The sequence below is a fragment of the Chitinophaga sp. YR573 genome (genome assembly GCF_900110995.1).
In the GTDB taxonomy this organism is placed as follows: Bacteria; Bacteroidota; Bacteroidia; order Chitinophagales; family Chitinophagaceae; genus Chitinophaga.
In genome coordinates, this window is record NZ_FOJF01000003.1 from 470,377 (window position 1) to 486,756 (window position 16,380).

Annotated in this window: 15 protein-coding genes; all 15 read left to right on the forward strand. The window is 37.4% G+C overall.

Annotated features, from left to right (window positions below):
• Positions 1-64 precede the first annotated feature (64 nt).
• From BMW86_RS28360 to BMW86_RS28430, 15 genes are read left to right on the forward strand one after another with little or no spacing between them, the layout of a single operon-like run.
• Positions 65-1,468 carry a lipopolysaccharide biosynthesis protein gene (locus BMW86_RS28360; RefSeq protein WP_089786618.1) on the forward strand — a complete coding sequence of 468 codons (1,404 nt, stop codon included), beginning with the start codon at positions 65-67 and terminating at the stop codon, positions 1,466-1,468.
• On the forward strand, positions 1,465-2,925 hold the full coding sequence (locus BMW86_RS28365; RefSeq protein WP_089786620.1) for a hypothetical protein: 1,461 nt from the start codon (positions 1,465-1,467) through the stop codon (positions 2,923-2,925). The genes BMW86_RS28360 and BMW86_RS28365 overlap by 4 nt, the downstream gene beginning before the upstream one ends.
• 12 nt (positions 2,926-2,937) lie before the next feature.
• Complete coding sequence (locus BMW86_RS28370) at positions 2,938-3,453, forward strand: acyltransferase (RefSeq protein ID WP_089786622.1); 516 nt, start codon at positions 2,938-2,940, stop codon at positions 3,451-3,453.
• Positions 3,454-3,480: 27 nt separating this feature from the next.
• Positions 3,481-4,611 carry a glycosyltransferase family 4 protein gene (locus BMW86_RS28375; protein ID WP_089786625.1) on the forward strand — a complete coding sequence of 377 codons (1,131 nt, stop codon included), beginning with the start codon at positions 3,481-3,483 and terminating at the stop codon, positions 4,609-4,611.
• Positions 4,608-5,897 carry an O-antigen ligase family protein gene (locus BMW86_RS28380; protein ID WP_143056721.1) on the forward strand — a complete coding sequence of 430 codons (1,290 nt, stop codon included), beginning with the start codon at positions 4,608-4,610 and terminating at the stop codon, positions 5,895-5,897. Before BMW86_RS28375 ends, BMW86_RS28380 begins: the two co-directional genes overlap by 4 nt.
• Positions 5,898-5,929: 32 nt before the next feature.
• A complete protein-coding gene (locus BMW86_RS28385) occupies positions 5,930-6,871 on the forward strand; it encodes a hypothetical protein (RefSeq protein ID WP_089786629.1) in 942 nt (313 codons plus the stop codon).
• A gap of 19 nt (positions 6,872-6,890) precedes the next feature.
• Entirely contained in the window at positions 6,891-8,024 is a 1,134-nt protein-coding gene (locus BMW86_RS28390; RefSeq protein ID WP_089786632.1) for a glycosyltransferase, read from the forward strand.
• Between the two features lie 27 nt (positions 8,025-8,051).
• Positions 8,052-9,089, forward strand: a complete 1,038-nt coding sequence (locus BMW86_RS28395) for a polysaccharide biosynthesis protein (protein WP_317042627.1) — start codon at positions 8,052-8,054, stop codon at positions 9,087-9,089.
• An 11-nt stretch (positions 9,090-9,100) separates the two neighbouring features.
• Positions 9,101-10,225, forward strand: a complete 1,125-nt coding sequence (locus BMW86_RS28400) for a polysaccharide biosynthesis C-terminal domain-containing protein (RefSeq protein WP_255373033.1) — start codon at positions 9,101-9,103, stop codon at positions 10,223-10,225.
• Positions 10,226-10,251: 26 nt separating this feature from the next.
• Complete coding sequence (gene wecB, locus BMW86_RS28405; RefSeq protein ID WP_089786636.1) at positions 10,252-11,400, forward strand: non-hydrolyzing UDP-N-acetylglucosamine 2-epimerase; 1,149 nt, start codon at positions 10,252-10,254, stop codon at positions 11,398-11,400.
• Positions 11,401-11,428: 28 nt separating this feature from the next.
• On the forward strand, positions 11,429-12,574 hold the full coding sequence (locus BMW86_RS28410) for a glycosyltransferase (RefSeq protein WP_089786639.1): 1,146 nt from the start codon (positions 11,429-11,431) through the stop codon (positions 12,572-12,574).
• Between the two features lie 19 nt (positions 12,575-12,593).
• Entirely contained in the window at positions 12,594-13,820 is a 1,227-nt protein-coding gene (locus BMW86_RS28415) for a glycosyltransferase family 4 protein (protein ID WP_218149247.1), read from the forward strand.
• Positions 13,821-13,840: 20 nt separating this feature from the next.
• Positions 13,841-14,434 (forward strand): sugar transferase, encoded by a 594-nt coding sequence (locus tag BMW86_RS28420; protein WP_143056722.1) that lies wholly within the window; start codon positions 13,841-13,843, stop codon positions 14,432-14,434.
• Between the two features lies 1 nt (position 14,435).
• Complete coding sequence (locus BMW86_RS28425; RefSeq protein ID WP_089786641.1) at positions 14,436-15,056, forward strand: acetyltransferase; 621 nt, start codon at positions 14,436-14,438, stop codon at positions 15,054-15,056.
• 5 nt (positions 15,057-15,061) lie between these two features.
• Positions 15,062-16,192: an aminotransferase class I/II-fold pyridoxal phosphate-dependent enzyme gene (locus BMW86_RS28430; protein ID WP_089786643.1), complete on the forward strand. Its 1,131-nt coding sequence runs from the start codon at positions 15,062-15,064 to the stop codon at positions 16,190-16,192.
• Positions 16,193-16,380 lie beyond the last annotated feature (188 nt).

A 16,380-nucleotide genomic window follows, 5' to 3' on the forward strand; every position in this document is an offset into this window, starting at 1 on the left:
AATTACTAACCAAAACATGGTTTTATCCATAGGCTATTGCCAGCGAAGTTAATAGTACAGCTAAATGCTAAAAAAACTTTTTTCTCATACGATAATATATGGTCTTGCTCCGCAGGTTCCTAAAATAGCTGGTGTATTGGCTTTACCCATTATAACCAGGTATTTGACAGAAGTGGATTTTGGGGTGAGTGGGGTTATAACTGCTGTCGCTGCTTCTATTGCAGTATTAAGTACCCTGGGGTTAAGGATCACGCTTGTAAATTCTTTCTATAAAAGTCCATCACAATATAAATGGGCATGGAGACAGATTTATGGCTTTCTGACTTTATGGAATATTCCTTATGCTGTTGTGCTGGGGGCTATTCTCTTTTTCTTTATACCTCCGGAAGCTAAAATACATCAATGGCTTATTATCATTTTGAATGTATTGCCCATTGTGTTTTTTGGACCAACAAATTCTCTGGGAAATACTTATTTCCAGGTGAAGCAAATGCCGATGCAGATTGCTGTGAGAACAATGATTTTTGGTTTTTTGACAGTAACACTGAATGTATATTTTATAGCTTATCAGAAAATGGGGTATATGGGTTGGTTTACGTCTAACTGTATAGTCTCTATGTTGAGCAACATTTCATATTGGATACCATTAAACAGAAAATATGGCTTTTCTCCCATTTTCAATTTCAAATGGAGATTCATAAAACAGTCATTGAAGATCTCTTTACCAACGGTACCGCATTACTATTCCAGTTACCTGGTGGATACTTCGGACAGGTTTGTAATGAAACTGGTAAAGGTATCTACAGATAATATAGGGATGTATAATGCAGCCTATACAGTAGGGAGCCTGATACAGAATGTTGGTTATGCAGCTGGTTTGGCGATCGGTCCGCTAATGAACACTGCATATAAAGAGAATAATGATAAAAAGGCAAGGAATCTGGTATTCATTCTTCAGGTCGTATTTTTTGCCATTACATTTACGGTGTCTGTCTGGTTAAAAGAAATATTTCAACTCTTAATAAAAAATGCAGCACTACAGAAAGTATATCCTATAGGGATTGTAATCGTGATGGCATATAATTATCGCCCCATGTATTTTGGTGCGAATAATAAACTCTTTTATGCAGAACGGACCAGACTGCTAGTCAGGATCACTTTTATCGCTGGTATGATTAATGTTTTATTTAATCTGGTCTTTATCCCGATCTATGGTTACCAGGTAGCAGCATATACAACATTTGTGGCGTTGATGTATATGGGATATGCGGGTTATTATTTTAAAGTATTTAAGGAGATCAATAAAGTAGAGTATTATCCTTTTGTATGGATTTTATTAACGGTACTGTTATCCTTAATCGCTTATTTTATGGTAGAAGCTGGTATGCTGATTAAGATATTTAGTTGCTTAGCTTGTTCTATGACTGCGGCCTTTTTCGTTTATAAGTTTAACCGACAAATAAAATGACACGTAAGGAAATTATAGTCATGCTTCATAGCCTGGAAGAAAAATACCCGATAAATCAGTGGAGGGTAGATGATCTTTATTTATGGCCAATCATTAAAATTGACATCTTTTATAAACATTTTCACCAGCAAAATGTAAAGGATGCAGAGATCACCCAGGTTGACAGAAAAAAAGGGTTTGTACAGCAGCTGATAGAAACATTCAGATCGTTTTTCTATCTGCTCACATTGTTGCTTAAAAGACCAGAAGCAGGTATACCTGTTATTTTTTCAGGTGCTAATAATTACCGGGTGGATTTCGAAGGTGAATTTGTCAATAGGTATTTTCAACCTATGATGGAGTATATGGGAGAAACTTTCAAGGAAGATTCTCTGATCATTGAATATGAGAGAGAAGACAGAACAAAGAATTATAAATCGAGGAACAAACTACTCTTTCTAAAGCGATATTCTTATGCAGCCTGGTTGCTGCAGATATTGCAACGGAAAAAGAGAGTAATGAGATTAAACGGGTTGGAGGGATTTATTAAAGAGGTGAATGAACGTGCTGGCATGAATATTAATTATAACAGTTACATAAGTGAGCTTCATGGAAAACTGAAATTGCTTTTCGCATATACTTATATATATGAAACTATTTTTGATAAGTACAAGCCTCAATACGTTATAGGATTATGCTATTACAGCTGGCCTGTGTTTGCCATGAATTATGCAGCATACAGGAAGGGAGTGATAAGTGTGGATATGCAACATGGTGGACAGGGACTGCTTCATATTTCTTATAGTGGGTTTAATAATGTACCAGCAGAGGGATACCAGGTAGTACCCGGATACTTCTGGTGTTGGGATGAAGCATCTGCAGGAATAATCAGAAAATGGACTGATAAACAAACGGCACATAAGGTATTGGTTGGAGGAAACCCATGGTTATCTTATTTCCTTGCACAATCAAAAAAAACATATGATTTCCCGGACAAGAAGATCATTTTGTATACGATGCAGTTTAATGAACTGGAAGATTTTATTATAAAAGCCATGCAGGAAACCCCGGATGATTATCAGTGGTGGCTTAGATTACATCCAAGGAAACTGGATGCACAGCCTCATATTGAAAAGAAGCTGGAAAAGGCAGGGTTGTTGCATAAAGTAGAAATTAATAATGCGATTAACTACCCTTTACCTCAGATCCTGAAAAAATCTGTGGTGCATATATCAAGATTCTCCGGGTCTATTATAGAGGCCTCACAATTAGGCATTAAAACGATCATAATTGATGAAGTGGGTGTTGATAGTTATGGAGAGTATATCAGCAGTAATGAAGCGATCTGTTATCTGGAAGCTGATGGCAGCAAACTAATAGCATTAATTATGGGAGTACAAAAGGAACCTCACTCAGGTGAAAATGGCAGTATGTTTAAATATCGCCAGGTTATAAATGGACTTTTAAAAACTAACTAATTAAGGCGTGATATGAAAAAGATGATTAGCTTTTTCAAAAGGTTTAAAAATAGAATAAAAGTACAGCGCTATACTGATAACGTTAAAAAGACCTGTGGGTATTATGCTGGTAACATTATAGTAAATGGGAAGTCATCTATCGGGAAAAATGTCACACTGGGGAATAATGTGAATTTTAACGGGATGTCTATCTCTTCAGGTGGGAAGGTTGTTATCGGTGATAATTTTCATTCTGGAGTGGAATGCATGATCATTACAAGATATCATAACTACGAAGGAGAAAAGATTCCCTATGACAATACCTATATATCTAAAGATGTGATTATAGAAGATAATGTCTGGCTGGGTAACAGAGTACTTATCCTTGGAGGGGTGAGTATTGGGGAAGGCGCTATCATACAGGCGGGATCAGTGGTGGTGAAAAGTATACCTGCATATGCTATAGCGGGTGGGAATCCTGCTACGGTTTTCAAGTATAGAAATATAGAACATTATAATCGGTTGAAAGCAGAGAAAAAGTTTCATTAATAAGTAGTTAAATACGTTTCATTCTTTATGAGAATATTAAAGATTTTAGATAGCAATGATGGTGGCGGTGTTTTTACATGCGAAATGCAGTTTATAAAGGAACTGCGGAGGAAAAATGTTGTAGTAGATGCACTCATCGTTGGAGATGGAGAGAAAGTAGAACAATATAGGAAGATTTGTAATAATATCTATTTATTACCCGGATTTACGCCTATATATGCAGGCTCTACATCGGAAATCATACGTTCAATAATAGCATCTTATAAATATGGAGTTAAGCATTCGGAAAATGTAAGAAAGTTGCTTGAGAAAGATGCTCAGTATGATGCTGTTATTTTCAGACGGGCTACATTCATACATTTAGGCGGTAAGTTAGCCCGCATACTTAAAACAAAAAGTCTCTGGCATCTTCCCAGTGTTGTTACGGGTTCTCTTTCCAGGAATTATTACAACTTCTACTGTAAGGTATATAATATAGTACAGGTTGCTAATAGCATTTATACAAAAAATACTTTAGGTGGGCAATGTAAAGATGTGGTGTATCCCGGATTTGATAGTGAAAGACTGAGTGAAACTTCGTCTGTTTACAGGCAGAAACTTGCAATAGATAAGAATGTACCCGTGTTCGGAATGGCAGCAAGGATGGATGAAGAAAAAGCACAGGATATTGTGGTGGAAGCATTTATAAAGTCAAAAATTCCAGGTAAAGGTGGTCATCTTTTAATTGCCGGTGGTCCTTTGAATACGCCGTTTTCAGAGAAAGTTAAAAAAGTGGCGGGTGAATTTCTTGATAAACAAATTCATATTCTGGGAGGAATACAGGATATGGGGGGATTCTATTCAAGTGTGGATATTATTGTAAATGGCCGCAGAAATGCAGAACCATTCGGCATCAGTATTGCAGAGGCATTAGGTGCCGGTAAACCAATCATTGCTTATCATCTGGGTGGACCTGCAGAAATGATTAAAGATAATATCAACGGTTGGCTGGTATCACATCCTACCGTAAAGGATTATGGAGAGGCGATGAACATTTCTATAGATAACATTGATAACTGGCCTAAAATGGGGCAGCAGGCAAAATCAGATGCTAATGAATTTAGTGTAGGCACGAATGTGGACCGCTTAATGAAGATTGTGGCAAGAAACGGCAATTGATATTTAAATATATTCATCAATATATGGAGTTACTGAGAAATATACATCAAACAGATAAGGTAGTAAAACTACAGGTACTGCTTATTAGTTTGGGCTTGCTGGGATATGAACTTATTTCATTTGTTCCGGCCAAGCTTGGCCTGGATTCAAGGGTATTTACAGTTCCCTACCGGGCATTTTATCTTGGAGTAACATTGCTTTGCCTGTTTACCCTGAAAGAAAGAAGACGAATTGAATTTAATAATGCAACGAAAGTATTGTTTCTTTTTTGGGGATTATATATAATGCGTCTTTTTCATGATACTATTTTTGCTGCGGATGAAGTATACAGACCACTGGCAGATTACTGGCTATTTGCTATAGCATTATGTTTTTTGCCAATGATTGCCTTTTTATTTCCTGTAAATAGTAAAACTTTACATGCTGCTTTATTATACAGTTATATTTTCGCTGTACTGGTAAATGTGCTGGGATATAATAATAACCTTGGTACTACATCAGATGTTGACGTGGACACCCGTAAAGCCGGAAATGAGTTTTTAAATGCTATTTCTTACGGACAGGCAGGCGCGAATCTCGTTGTATTGGCAATTTGTGTGTTTTTCCGTTATAAGCAAAAATCGAAATATGCCTTTTTGCTGCTTTTGCCAATACCATTTGGATTGATAAATATTGGATTATCCGGTTCCCGGGGGCCTTTTATTCAGTTGATGATAGCTTTTTTGGTTTTCTTTTTTTTATATCTTAAATCAGGGAAAGGGAAATTCATTGTCATATTTTTAATGCTGGGATTTATAGCACTGTATTTTAGTTTACAGGATTCAGCTTTCTTTGATATCTTATTCAGAAGATTGAGCAGTACCTCAAATACCAACAACACAAGTGATAAGTTAAGATATGAGATGATGCATACTGCCTGGAATCAATTTCAGGATAATCCCATTTTCGGAGACTTGATTGAAGTCCGTAAATATCATTTTTACCCTCACAATTTAATTTTGGAAGCCATGATGGCTTGTGGATTGCTTGGTGGTATCTGTATGTTAATTCTTTATGTATCCTCTTTAAAAAATTCATTTAGGCTGATGCTTGACTTTGATATAAACTGGATAGCCATGATCTGTATTATGCAGGTAGTTGGAGGACTTACTACGGGATCGCTTTTTGGAAGCCAGAAATTATGGTTTACGATGGCGTTGCTTAATAATTATTATGTTCATACTCGGAAGAGACAGTCAAGGTTATTGCAATACAGGAGAAATGAATTCATAATAAATGCTCAGTAATTACATTATTTAAATTATTAAAATTGAAATTTATGAAGCGTTTAGGCACATTAATGCAATTCAAGTCAGCGTCTTTTACTATTATGCTGATTTTTGTAGTTAGTAATATAGTAAATGGGCAGAGCAAATTTAAGGTTGCAGGCGGGCCTAAGCTTTATATAGGAATGGAAGATGTTGGTCCTAAATTACAATCTTTTATGGACCAAAAAAATATTATGCGGGTCCATGTAATTTATCAGCGTTATGTAGAGCCCAAAGGGGACATGAAGGTAGATGAATCATTACTTGTTAGTACTATTGAACGGATATTTCCTGATAAAAATGCCAGTGGTATCGGGATAATGGATATTGAAGGCAAGCCTGCCGCTATTCTGTATGCTAAAGATGAAGATGATCCGGATTATCAATCCATTCTTAATAACTACTATCTCAAAGCATTAAGAATAGCAAAAAATACAAGACCCAATGTTTATTGGGGTTATTATAATCTTCCCTTCAATGCCTTCTGGAACAGGACTGATAAATGGAAAGCCAATTCAAAAAAAGTAGCGTCCCTGCTCAGGGAATGTGACATTATGTTTCCTTCATTATATGAATATTATCCTAATTCCCGTGTAATCAGCAATCAGAGTTACGTAAATGATAATCTTGCCAATGCTCTTAGCCTGGCCAAACAATTGGGTGTTCCTGTAATGCCTTTTGTATGGCATCGGTGGCATCCCAGCAATCATAAAATAGGATACACATTGATATCCTTAGACGACTTTAAGAGCCACGTTCAGTCTATATTATCAGCAGGTAAGGGAAACCCTCTGTTTGCAGGTATTGTATGGTGGGGGTATGATGCCTATTTGAATAAAGTGAAAAATAATAATTTAATGAAGGAGGTGGCAGTTAGCAGAGGAAATTTTAATGATTATCACGATGATATGACATTGCAATATGCGACTGAGATTATGAAACTTTTTAAATAATAAATTGCTCAGGACAACAATGCAGGAAAATATCTTTATATATCAAAGAATAATACCTCATTACAGGATTGATAACTTTAATTACCTGAATGAGGTATTGGGCGGAAAATTGATTGTATTTCATGACCACAGAATTAAATCAAACTCTTTAATCCTTGATGGGAAGGGCGTTACATTTAAATCTGAGCAGCTTAATTTATATACGTTATTCCGGGGCATCTTTTTCTGGCAAGGTATTCTTTCCCCTATTATACGGTTTGGAAGACCTAAAGCTATAGTAGTGGAAGGCAATTCGAGATTCCTGTCTAATTATTTTTTGCTGTTATTTAAGCTCATTAAAATAAAGATCATTTTCTGGGGACATGCTAAAGCAACAAGCACTGATAATACAGGTATCTCTGCCCGTAACAAACTTAGAAATATTCTTGCAGTAGCTGCTGACGGATATCTGACTTATTCGGAAGAAGGTAAAAGAGAAATCACCACTCATTGTAATCCCCAAAAAGTTTTTGTAGCTACCAATACAATTAATATTGAACTGATTTCAGCTATCAGAGAACAATTAGAAGAGCCGGCCATATTAAAAAAACAGTTGGGATTAAGCAATAGATATTATGCATTGTTTATTGGACAACTGATCCCGGATAAAAGGGTAGAGGAGGTGATTCAAAAGGTACAGTTATTAAAACATAGCGGGGTTGATATAGGCTGCATCATCATAGGAGATGGGCCAGAGAGAAAAAACCTTGAAGAACAGATAGCGCCTGATTTCAGAAAGGATTTTCATTTTATGGGGAGCATGCCTGATTTCAGAAAATCGGCACCTTATATCTATGTGACGGATTTCTTTCTTTCACCTGGTTATATTGGTCTGGCCATTAATCATTGCCTGGCTTTGGGGGTTCCCGCAATAGTGGAGCGTGATAGAACGAAAGCTATGCATAGCCCGGAAGTAGAGTACCTGGAAGATGGAAAAAACGGACATTTTATAAACTTTGATAATGAAGAAGAGTTTCTGGATGTTATTAAAACCTGCATAGTAAAAAGAGAAGAATACCGGCATTACTGTATTGATTATGCCAACAGGAATCTTAAGTTGAGCAATTTTACCAAAGGCTTTGAGGATTGTTTTCAATATCTGAAAGTGATATAAATATAAAAAGACTTAATTATTTATTATATGCGAGATAATATGTTTTCAAATAAAGTTCTGTTAATTACCGGTGGAACTGGTTCATTTGGTAACGCAGTTTTAAAGAGGTTTCTCCATACAGATATCAAAGAAATCCGCATTTTTAGCCGTGATGAGAAAAAGCAGGATGATATGCGCAATTTATTGCGCAATGATAAAATTAAATTTTTCATGGGAGATGTGAGGGATTTCAGAAGTATTAATAATGCAATGGATGGGGTCGACTATGTTTTCCATGCTGCCGCATTGAAGCAGGTGCCATCATGCGAATTTTATCCTATGGAGGCAGTAAGGACAAATGTATTGGGTACAGAGAATGTGGTAGAAGCTGCAATTAATCATAAGATTAGTAAACTCATTTGTTTAGGAACAGATAAGGCAGTTTACCCGATAAATGCAATGGGTATTTCAAAAGCTATGATGGAAAAGGTAGCTGTATCCAAGGCGCGGTTACATTCCACACCTCTTATTACCTGTACAAGGTATGGCAATGTGATGGCCAGCCGGGGCTCTGTTATTCCTTTATTTATTTCACAGATAAAGGCAGGGAAACCGTTAACCATCACAGATCCGGAGATGACACGTTTTATGATGTCTCTGCATAATGCGGTGGAACTGGTATTGTTTGCTTATGAAAACGCAAATCCGGGAGATATTTTTGTGCAGAAAGCGCCTGCTGCTACAATCGGGCAACTGGCTGAAGTGTTACTCGAAATTTTTGAAAGTAAAAGTGAGATACATGTAATAGGTACCCGTCATGGTGAGAAATTATATGAAACTTTACTCACGAGGGAAGAATTTGGAAAGGCAGAGGATATGGGAGAATTTTACCGTATTGCAGCTGATGACAGGGATTTGAACTATGCCAAGTATTTCTCGGAAGGTAACAGTAAAATAGCAGAGATGCAGGATTATCATTCTCATAACACGCATCGTTTAAGCAATGCGGAATTAAAAGAATTATTACTGAACCTGGATTATGTACAGGAAGAATTAAAGACTGACATGGCCGTATGGCATGGGTAACCGATATAAAAATGGCAATAAAAAAAATTGGTATTACTGGACAAAACGGCTTTGCCGGTTCTTATCTTTTTAATAAGATCAGTTTATTAAAAGAGGAGTTTGAATTGATCCCTTTTGATAAATCTTATTTTGAATCAGCCCCGGACCTTGTTGCATGGGTGAAGCAATGTGATGTAATCATTCATCTTGCGGCTATGAACCGCCATCCTGATCCGCAGGTTATCCATGATACCAATATACAACTGGTTGCACAGTTGGTGGCTGCCATGGAAACAGCAGGTCATATTCCACATGTATTATTTTCATCTTCTACACAGGAAGAAAGAGACAATTTATATGGTATATCAAAAAAGGCAGGCAGAGAATTATTTATAGAGTGGGCAGGGAAAAACCATGCCCGCTTTACAGGTATGGTGATACCTAATGTATTTGGTCCTTTTGGGAAACCTTTTTACAATTCCGTAGTAGCTACATTTTGTTATCAGTTATGTAATGGTCAGTTACCTGCTATAGATAATGACGGGTTTCTGAAACTGATCTATGTAGATGAACTGGCGGAGGTAATGATTAACAGTATCAGGAATGAGATAAATGAACCGGCGCTGGAAGTACCTGCTACCAGTGAATGTTATGTATCCCAGGTCCTGGATAAACTGAAGGCTTACAAAACATTGTATTATGATCAGGGTATTTTCCCTGACTTACCGGATAAGTTTAGTATCAACCTGTTTAATACCTTCAGGAGTTATATTGACCATCACACTTATTTCCCTTTTATATTGAAGCAACATGCTGATAACAGGGGTGTATTTGTAGAAATGATTAAGCTACAGCAGGGAGGGCAGGTGTCTTTTTCCACTACTCATAAAGATATTACAAGGGGTAATCACTTTCATACAAGGAAAATCGAACGTTTCCTTGTCATAAAGGGTAAAGCATTGATCCAGTTAAGGAAATATAATTCAGATGTGGTGCTGAATTTTGAACTGGATGGTTCAACGCCTTCGTATGTGGATATGCCGGTATGGTATACGCATAATATCAAAAATATCGGAGAGGAAGAATTATATACTGTGTTCTGGATCAATGAATTTTTTGATCCACAGGATCCGGATACATATTTCGAAGTAGTATAAAATCAATTTTTAAGTAGCCATCGTATATGAGCAACAGCGTAAAAAAATTAAAGGTACTGACTGTAGTTGGTACAAGGCCAGAGATAATACGTTTGTCAAGAGTACTGGCAAAACTGGATGAATCAGAGGCGATTGAACATGTATTGGTACATACTGGTCAGAATTATGATTATGAATTGAACCAGATATTCTTCGAAGACCTGGGACTTCGTAAACCGGACCATTTTCTGGAGGCTGCCGGTAAAACGGCTACAGAAACTATTGGCCAGATATTGATTAAAATTGATCCTATCCTGGAAAGCGAAAATCCTGATGCTTTCCTTGTGTTAGGTGATACCAACAGCTGTTTATGTGCGATCCCTGCTAAAAAGAGAAGGATCCCTATTTTTCATATGGAGGCTGGTAATCGCTGTTTTGATCAGAGGGTGCCAGAGGAGACTAACAGGAAGATCGTAGATCATGTTAGTGATATCAATCTTACTTATTCAGATATAGCCAGAGAATATCTTTTACGTGAAGGATTGCCGCCCGACAGAGTAATTAAGACAGGCAGTCCCATGTATGAAGTATTGCATTATTATATGCCGGGGATAAAACAGTCCCAGGTTTTAAATACATTGAATTTAAAGCCCGAAGGATATTTTGTAGTATCTGCTCACAGAGAGGAGAATATTAATTCCGATAAGAACTTTAATAACCTTGTTGTTATACTGAATGATATTGCGAAAGTATTTGGATTGCCTGTAATTGTATCAGCACATCCGAGAACACGCAAAATGATAGAGGCAAAGAATATTACATTTGATCCACTCGTCAGATTAATGAAACCTCTTGGATTAAAGGACTATATAGCTTTACAGATGCAGGCAAAAGCGGTTTTGTCTGATAGTGGCACAATATCAGAAGAATCGTCAATACTTAATTTCCGGGCGCTTAATATAAGAGAAGCCCATGAACGGCCTGAAGCGATGGAAGAGGCTTCTGTTATGATGGTGGGGCTTAATCCGGAGAGAGTACTGCAAGGATTGAAGCAGTTGGAATATCAATTGAAAGAAGAACGGAACTTTAGAGAAGTAAGTGATTACAGTATGCCCAACGTTGCAGATAAAGTGGTGAGAATAATTATCTCATACACGGACTATGTGAAAAGAACGGTGTGGAGAAATTATGAATAATAAGGGTGAAAAGTAAACATTTATAGCGATGAAATTATTTATTAACGTCTCCAATCTGAGATTCGGAGGTGGTAAGACTGTAGGGATGAACATTATTAATTATTACATGTTGCATCCCGACATTTCTTCTCTGGTGATAGCGGCTCCTGCGGGAAATGGATACGAAAGATTTGATGGTATTAGTGAAAAAGTGAAAATAGTCTATTTCCATAAAATTTTCAATACCTCTGTATTCAAACTTATTATAACTTATATACTTCTTCCTGTATACCAGGTTGCGTTTAAGGCTGATTTTATATTGAGTCTGGGGAATGTTGCAATCCCTACAAGGAAACCACAGTTATTATTAATAATGATGCCTTACCTGGCTTATCCGGAAAGTATCATGTGGGAAAGAATAAAGAAGAACAACAGGAAGTTTTATTTCTATATCAGGAATGTGTTAAGATTAATTAAAGCAAATCTGAAATATGCTTCCATATTATGTGTGCAGACTGAAGTAATGAAAAAGCGGATCAGCGCTTTGTATAATATTCCTTTAGATAAGGTATTTGTTATGCCTTGTGCGGTTTCCTTTACCAGTTCAAAATTGCCTGAAAGTGCTGTTAAGGCAGGTTCCTCAAATAGTAAGGAGATCAAACTTCTTTTTCTGAGTAAATATTATCTGCATAAGAATTTTGAAATTTTATATGAAGTAGGTAGAGAGATTCTAAACAGGAAGCTGGATATAAAAATATCTGTAACGATCGAACCAGAAGAAAATGAAGGAAGCCGGGAGTTTCTTGAGAATATTGCAAAACTGAATTTAGGCGCTGTAATTGTCAATAAGGGCAATATCACGCTTGAACAGATCCCTTATGTATATGATGAGCATGACGGGGTGTTTTTGCCAACTTTCCTGGAATCTTTTTCTGGTACTTATATTGAATCAATGTATTTCGGAAAACCAATTTTCACAAGTAATCTTGATTTTGCAGAAGTGGTTTGTAAAGATGCAGCGTATTATTTTGATCCTGTAGATGCGAATGATATTATTGATACTATAGTAGAAGCCTTTGATGATCCTGTAGAATTGACCCGGAAGGTGGACAGAGGTAATCAGATGATTGCCGAATCTCCATCATGGAACGATATCGGGAAGTTCATCGACGAGAAGATTTTAAAACTGTCTTAAAAGCTGGAAAATAATTCTAATGGTCGGAAGAAATATAAAGGTCTTGATTCTGAGCCAATGGTGTTATCCGGAGCCGGATTTAAAAGCACTCACCTTTGCCAAAGCCTTGCAGGAAAGAGGACATACAGTCCAGATTCTGACCGGATTCCCCAATTATCCCGGAGGCAAAGTGTATGAAGGGTATAAGATCTCATTATTTAAAAGAGAAAAGATTGATGGTATAGAAATATTACGCTGTGCTTTATATCCTAATCATGACAGATCTGCATTTAAAAGGATCTTAAACTATTTGAGTTTCGCTTTTTTTGCGAGCCTCATTGGCATATTTAAAGTAAATAAGGCAGATGTAATGTATGTATATCATCCACCTGCTACAGTAGCCATTCCGGCATTAATGATTAAGTTTTTCAGAGGAATACCTGTAGTGTATGACATTCAGGACATGTGGCCGGATACGTTAAAAGTTACGGGAATGCTCAATAATCCCCGTTTGCTTAAGATGATCGGGTCTTATATGAATGCTTGCTACAAACGGGTGAATCATATTACTGTATTGTCCGGGGGATTTAAGGAGTTGTTGATAGAGAGAGGAGTGCCGGCTTCTAAAGTGAGTGTGATCTATAATTGGAGTAACCCGATTAATGTACCCGATGTTGTTGATGGGGAGGAAAAGACAAAACGGTTTTCCATTCTGTTCGCAGGTACGATTGGGCTGGCACAGGGATTGGATGTAGTGATCCGTTGTGCAGAACGGTTAAAACAGGCAGGGGAAACGGAGATTGAGTTTGTTTTACTGGGAGGAGGAGTAGATGTAGCAAGGCTAAAAGAACAGGTAGAGAGCATCCGGTTGGATAATATCAGATTTTTGGGGCGTGTACCGAATAGTGAGGTAGGGAAATATCTGGCGATGGCAGATGTATTGTTGATTCATCTGGTAAAGGATAAATTATTTGAAATAACGGTACCTTCAAAAACACAAGCTTATCTGTTGGCAGGAAAGCCGATTTTAGTAGGTGTAGAAGGGGATGCCGCAAATCTCGTTAATGCAGCGGGTGCGGGGTATAACTTCTCACCGGAAGATGATCATGAATTAGCGGAAAAGGTTTTGTTGCTAAAAAATATGAGTAAGCAGGAGTTAGCGGTGTTAGGAGATAATGGTCGCCGGTATTATAACGATCAGCTGTCAATAGAGATCGGAACGAAAAAGTTTGAAGAATTATTTATGTTCTTACAGAAAGATAAATGAATAATAACCGGTACATCTATATGGATTTAATTAAACCCTGTGCAGACTTTTTATTGAGTTTGTGCGGGTTTATTCTGTTGTTGCCGGTTTTTTTCCTGGCAATGGTTTTTCTTTTTTTCGCCAATAGGGGAAAGGTGTTTTTTCTACAGGCACGTCCGGGAAAAAGAGAAAGGATATTCTACGTTATCAAGTTCAAAACAATGAATGATAATAGAGATGCGAAAGGAAATCTATTGCCGGATAATAAAAGGTTGACAGCGGTAGGGAAATTTATTCGGAAGACATCAATTGACGAAATTCCTCAGTTATTGAATGTAATTAAAGGGGAAATGAGTTTAATTGGGCCACGACCTTTACTGATTGAATATTTGCCATTGTACAATGATGTACAACGACGCAGACATATCATAAAGCCTGGTATTACAGGTTGGGCCCAGGTTAACGGGAGGAATGCTATTAGTTGGCAACAAAAATTTGAATATGATGTCTGGTATGTGGACCATGTCAATTTTTTGCTTGATCTGAAAATTTTGTTGATGACAATAAGCAAAGTATTCAAGTCGGCAGACATAAACCAGGGAGAACATATTACAATGGAAAAATTTACGGGTTAGCATGGAAAAGAAATACATCTACGGCGCAAGTGGTCATGGAAAGGTAATCCTTGAAATATTTGAAGCAAATAATATTGTTATAGAAGGTGTGTTTGATGACAATCCGGGCATTACGAAAGTGCTTGATTATCCCGTACTGGGAGGACTATCTATGATAAAAGCAATGGAGAATCCGGCATTACTTATTTCAATAGGAAATAATGTGATCCGGAAAAAAATAGCAGAAGAACTTAACAGTTTATATTTAAATGCGATCCATCCTGCTGCTACCATCTCACGACGCAGTAGTATTGGGAAAGGATGCGCGATAATGGCGGGGGTATGTATTAATAGTAATGTAACTATCGGGAATCATGTGATACTTAATACCAATTGTTCCGTAGATCATGATTGTATATTGGGCAATTACGTACATATTTCTCCAAATGCTGCGTTAGCAGGAAATGTAAGCATCGGAGAGGGGACCCATGTAGGTATAGGTGCGGCCATTATACCGAATATTAAAATAGGCAAATGGTGTACGATAGGAGCAGGTGCTGTAATTATCAGGGACGTGCCGGATTATGCTGTTGTTGTTGGCAATCCGGGCAGAATAATAAATTATAATAGCAAGATTGAATAAAAATTATGGCTGAGAAAATATGGTTGTCATCTCCCCATATGGGAGGCAACGAAAAGAACTATGTAAATGAAGCATTTGATACCAATTGGGTAGCACCACTTGGACCTAATGTAGATGGTTTTGAACAGGACCTGTCCAGGTATACTGGTGCCGGATATGTAGCCGCTTTATCTTCAGGTACGGCTGCATTGCATCTTGCATTAATATTGGCAGGTGTAGAGAGGGGGGATGAAGTAATTTGTCAGAGTATGACTTTCTCTGCTTCTGCGAATCCGATCGCATATCTTGGTGCTATACCAGTCTTTATTGATAGTGAGGAAGATACCTGGAATATGGACCCTGTTTTACTGGAAGAAGCCATAAAGGACAGGATTGCAAAAGGAAAGAAGCCAAAGGCTATTATTCCCGTTCACTTGTATGGAATGCCGGCAAAGATGGATGAGATCACTCACATTGCTGATAAATATGGAATAATAGTTATTGAAGATGCTGCAGAGGCTTTGGGTGCCACCTATAAAGGACGGGCCTGTGGCACGTTGGGGCAATTGGGTATACTCAGCTTTAATGGTAACAAGATTATCACTACCAGCGGAGGAGGTGCACTGGTTGGGAAGGATGCCGCTATCATCAGTAAGGCTAAATTTCTGGCCACCCAGGCACGTGATCCGGCACCACATTATGAACATAGTCATATAGGGTACAATTACAGAATGAGTAATATTTGTGCGGGGATTGGTCGTGGCCAGATGGAAGTATTGGATGAAAGAGTCAATCAGAGAAGAGCTAATTATGATTATTATGTACAGCATTTAGCTGCATTACCTGGTGTAAGTTTGTTAGAAGAACCTGTTGACAGCATTAGCAACCGTTGGTTAACCACTATACTGATCGATCCTGTAAAAAGCAATGGTATAACCCGTGAAACAGTACGTCTTGCATTGGAGCGGGAGAATATTGAATCAAGGCCATTATGGAAACCGATGCATTTGCAGCCTGTTTTTGCAACTGCCCCTGTTTATAAAAATGGTGTTTCCCAAAGGCTTTTTAATGACGGGCTTTGTTTACCCAGTGGTTCTAACCTCAGGCCTGAACAGCTGGACCTGATTGTTACCATTATAAAGGGATTATGGATATAAGATAATGTAAGATATTTATTTTCAGGTAGTTATAAAATAAGCCGTCACATTGTGATGGCTTATTTTATTTATATACCCTCTTGTTATATAATATAAATAATTACTATAAATTGATATTTATACATATATTTGAATAACTATTATATTTATGATAATAGTTATATGAAACATTACCGATATCCTATGAA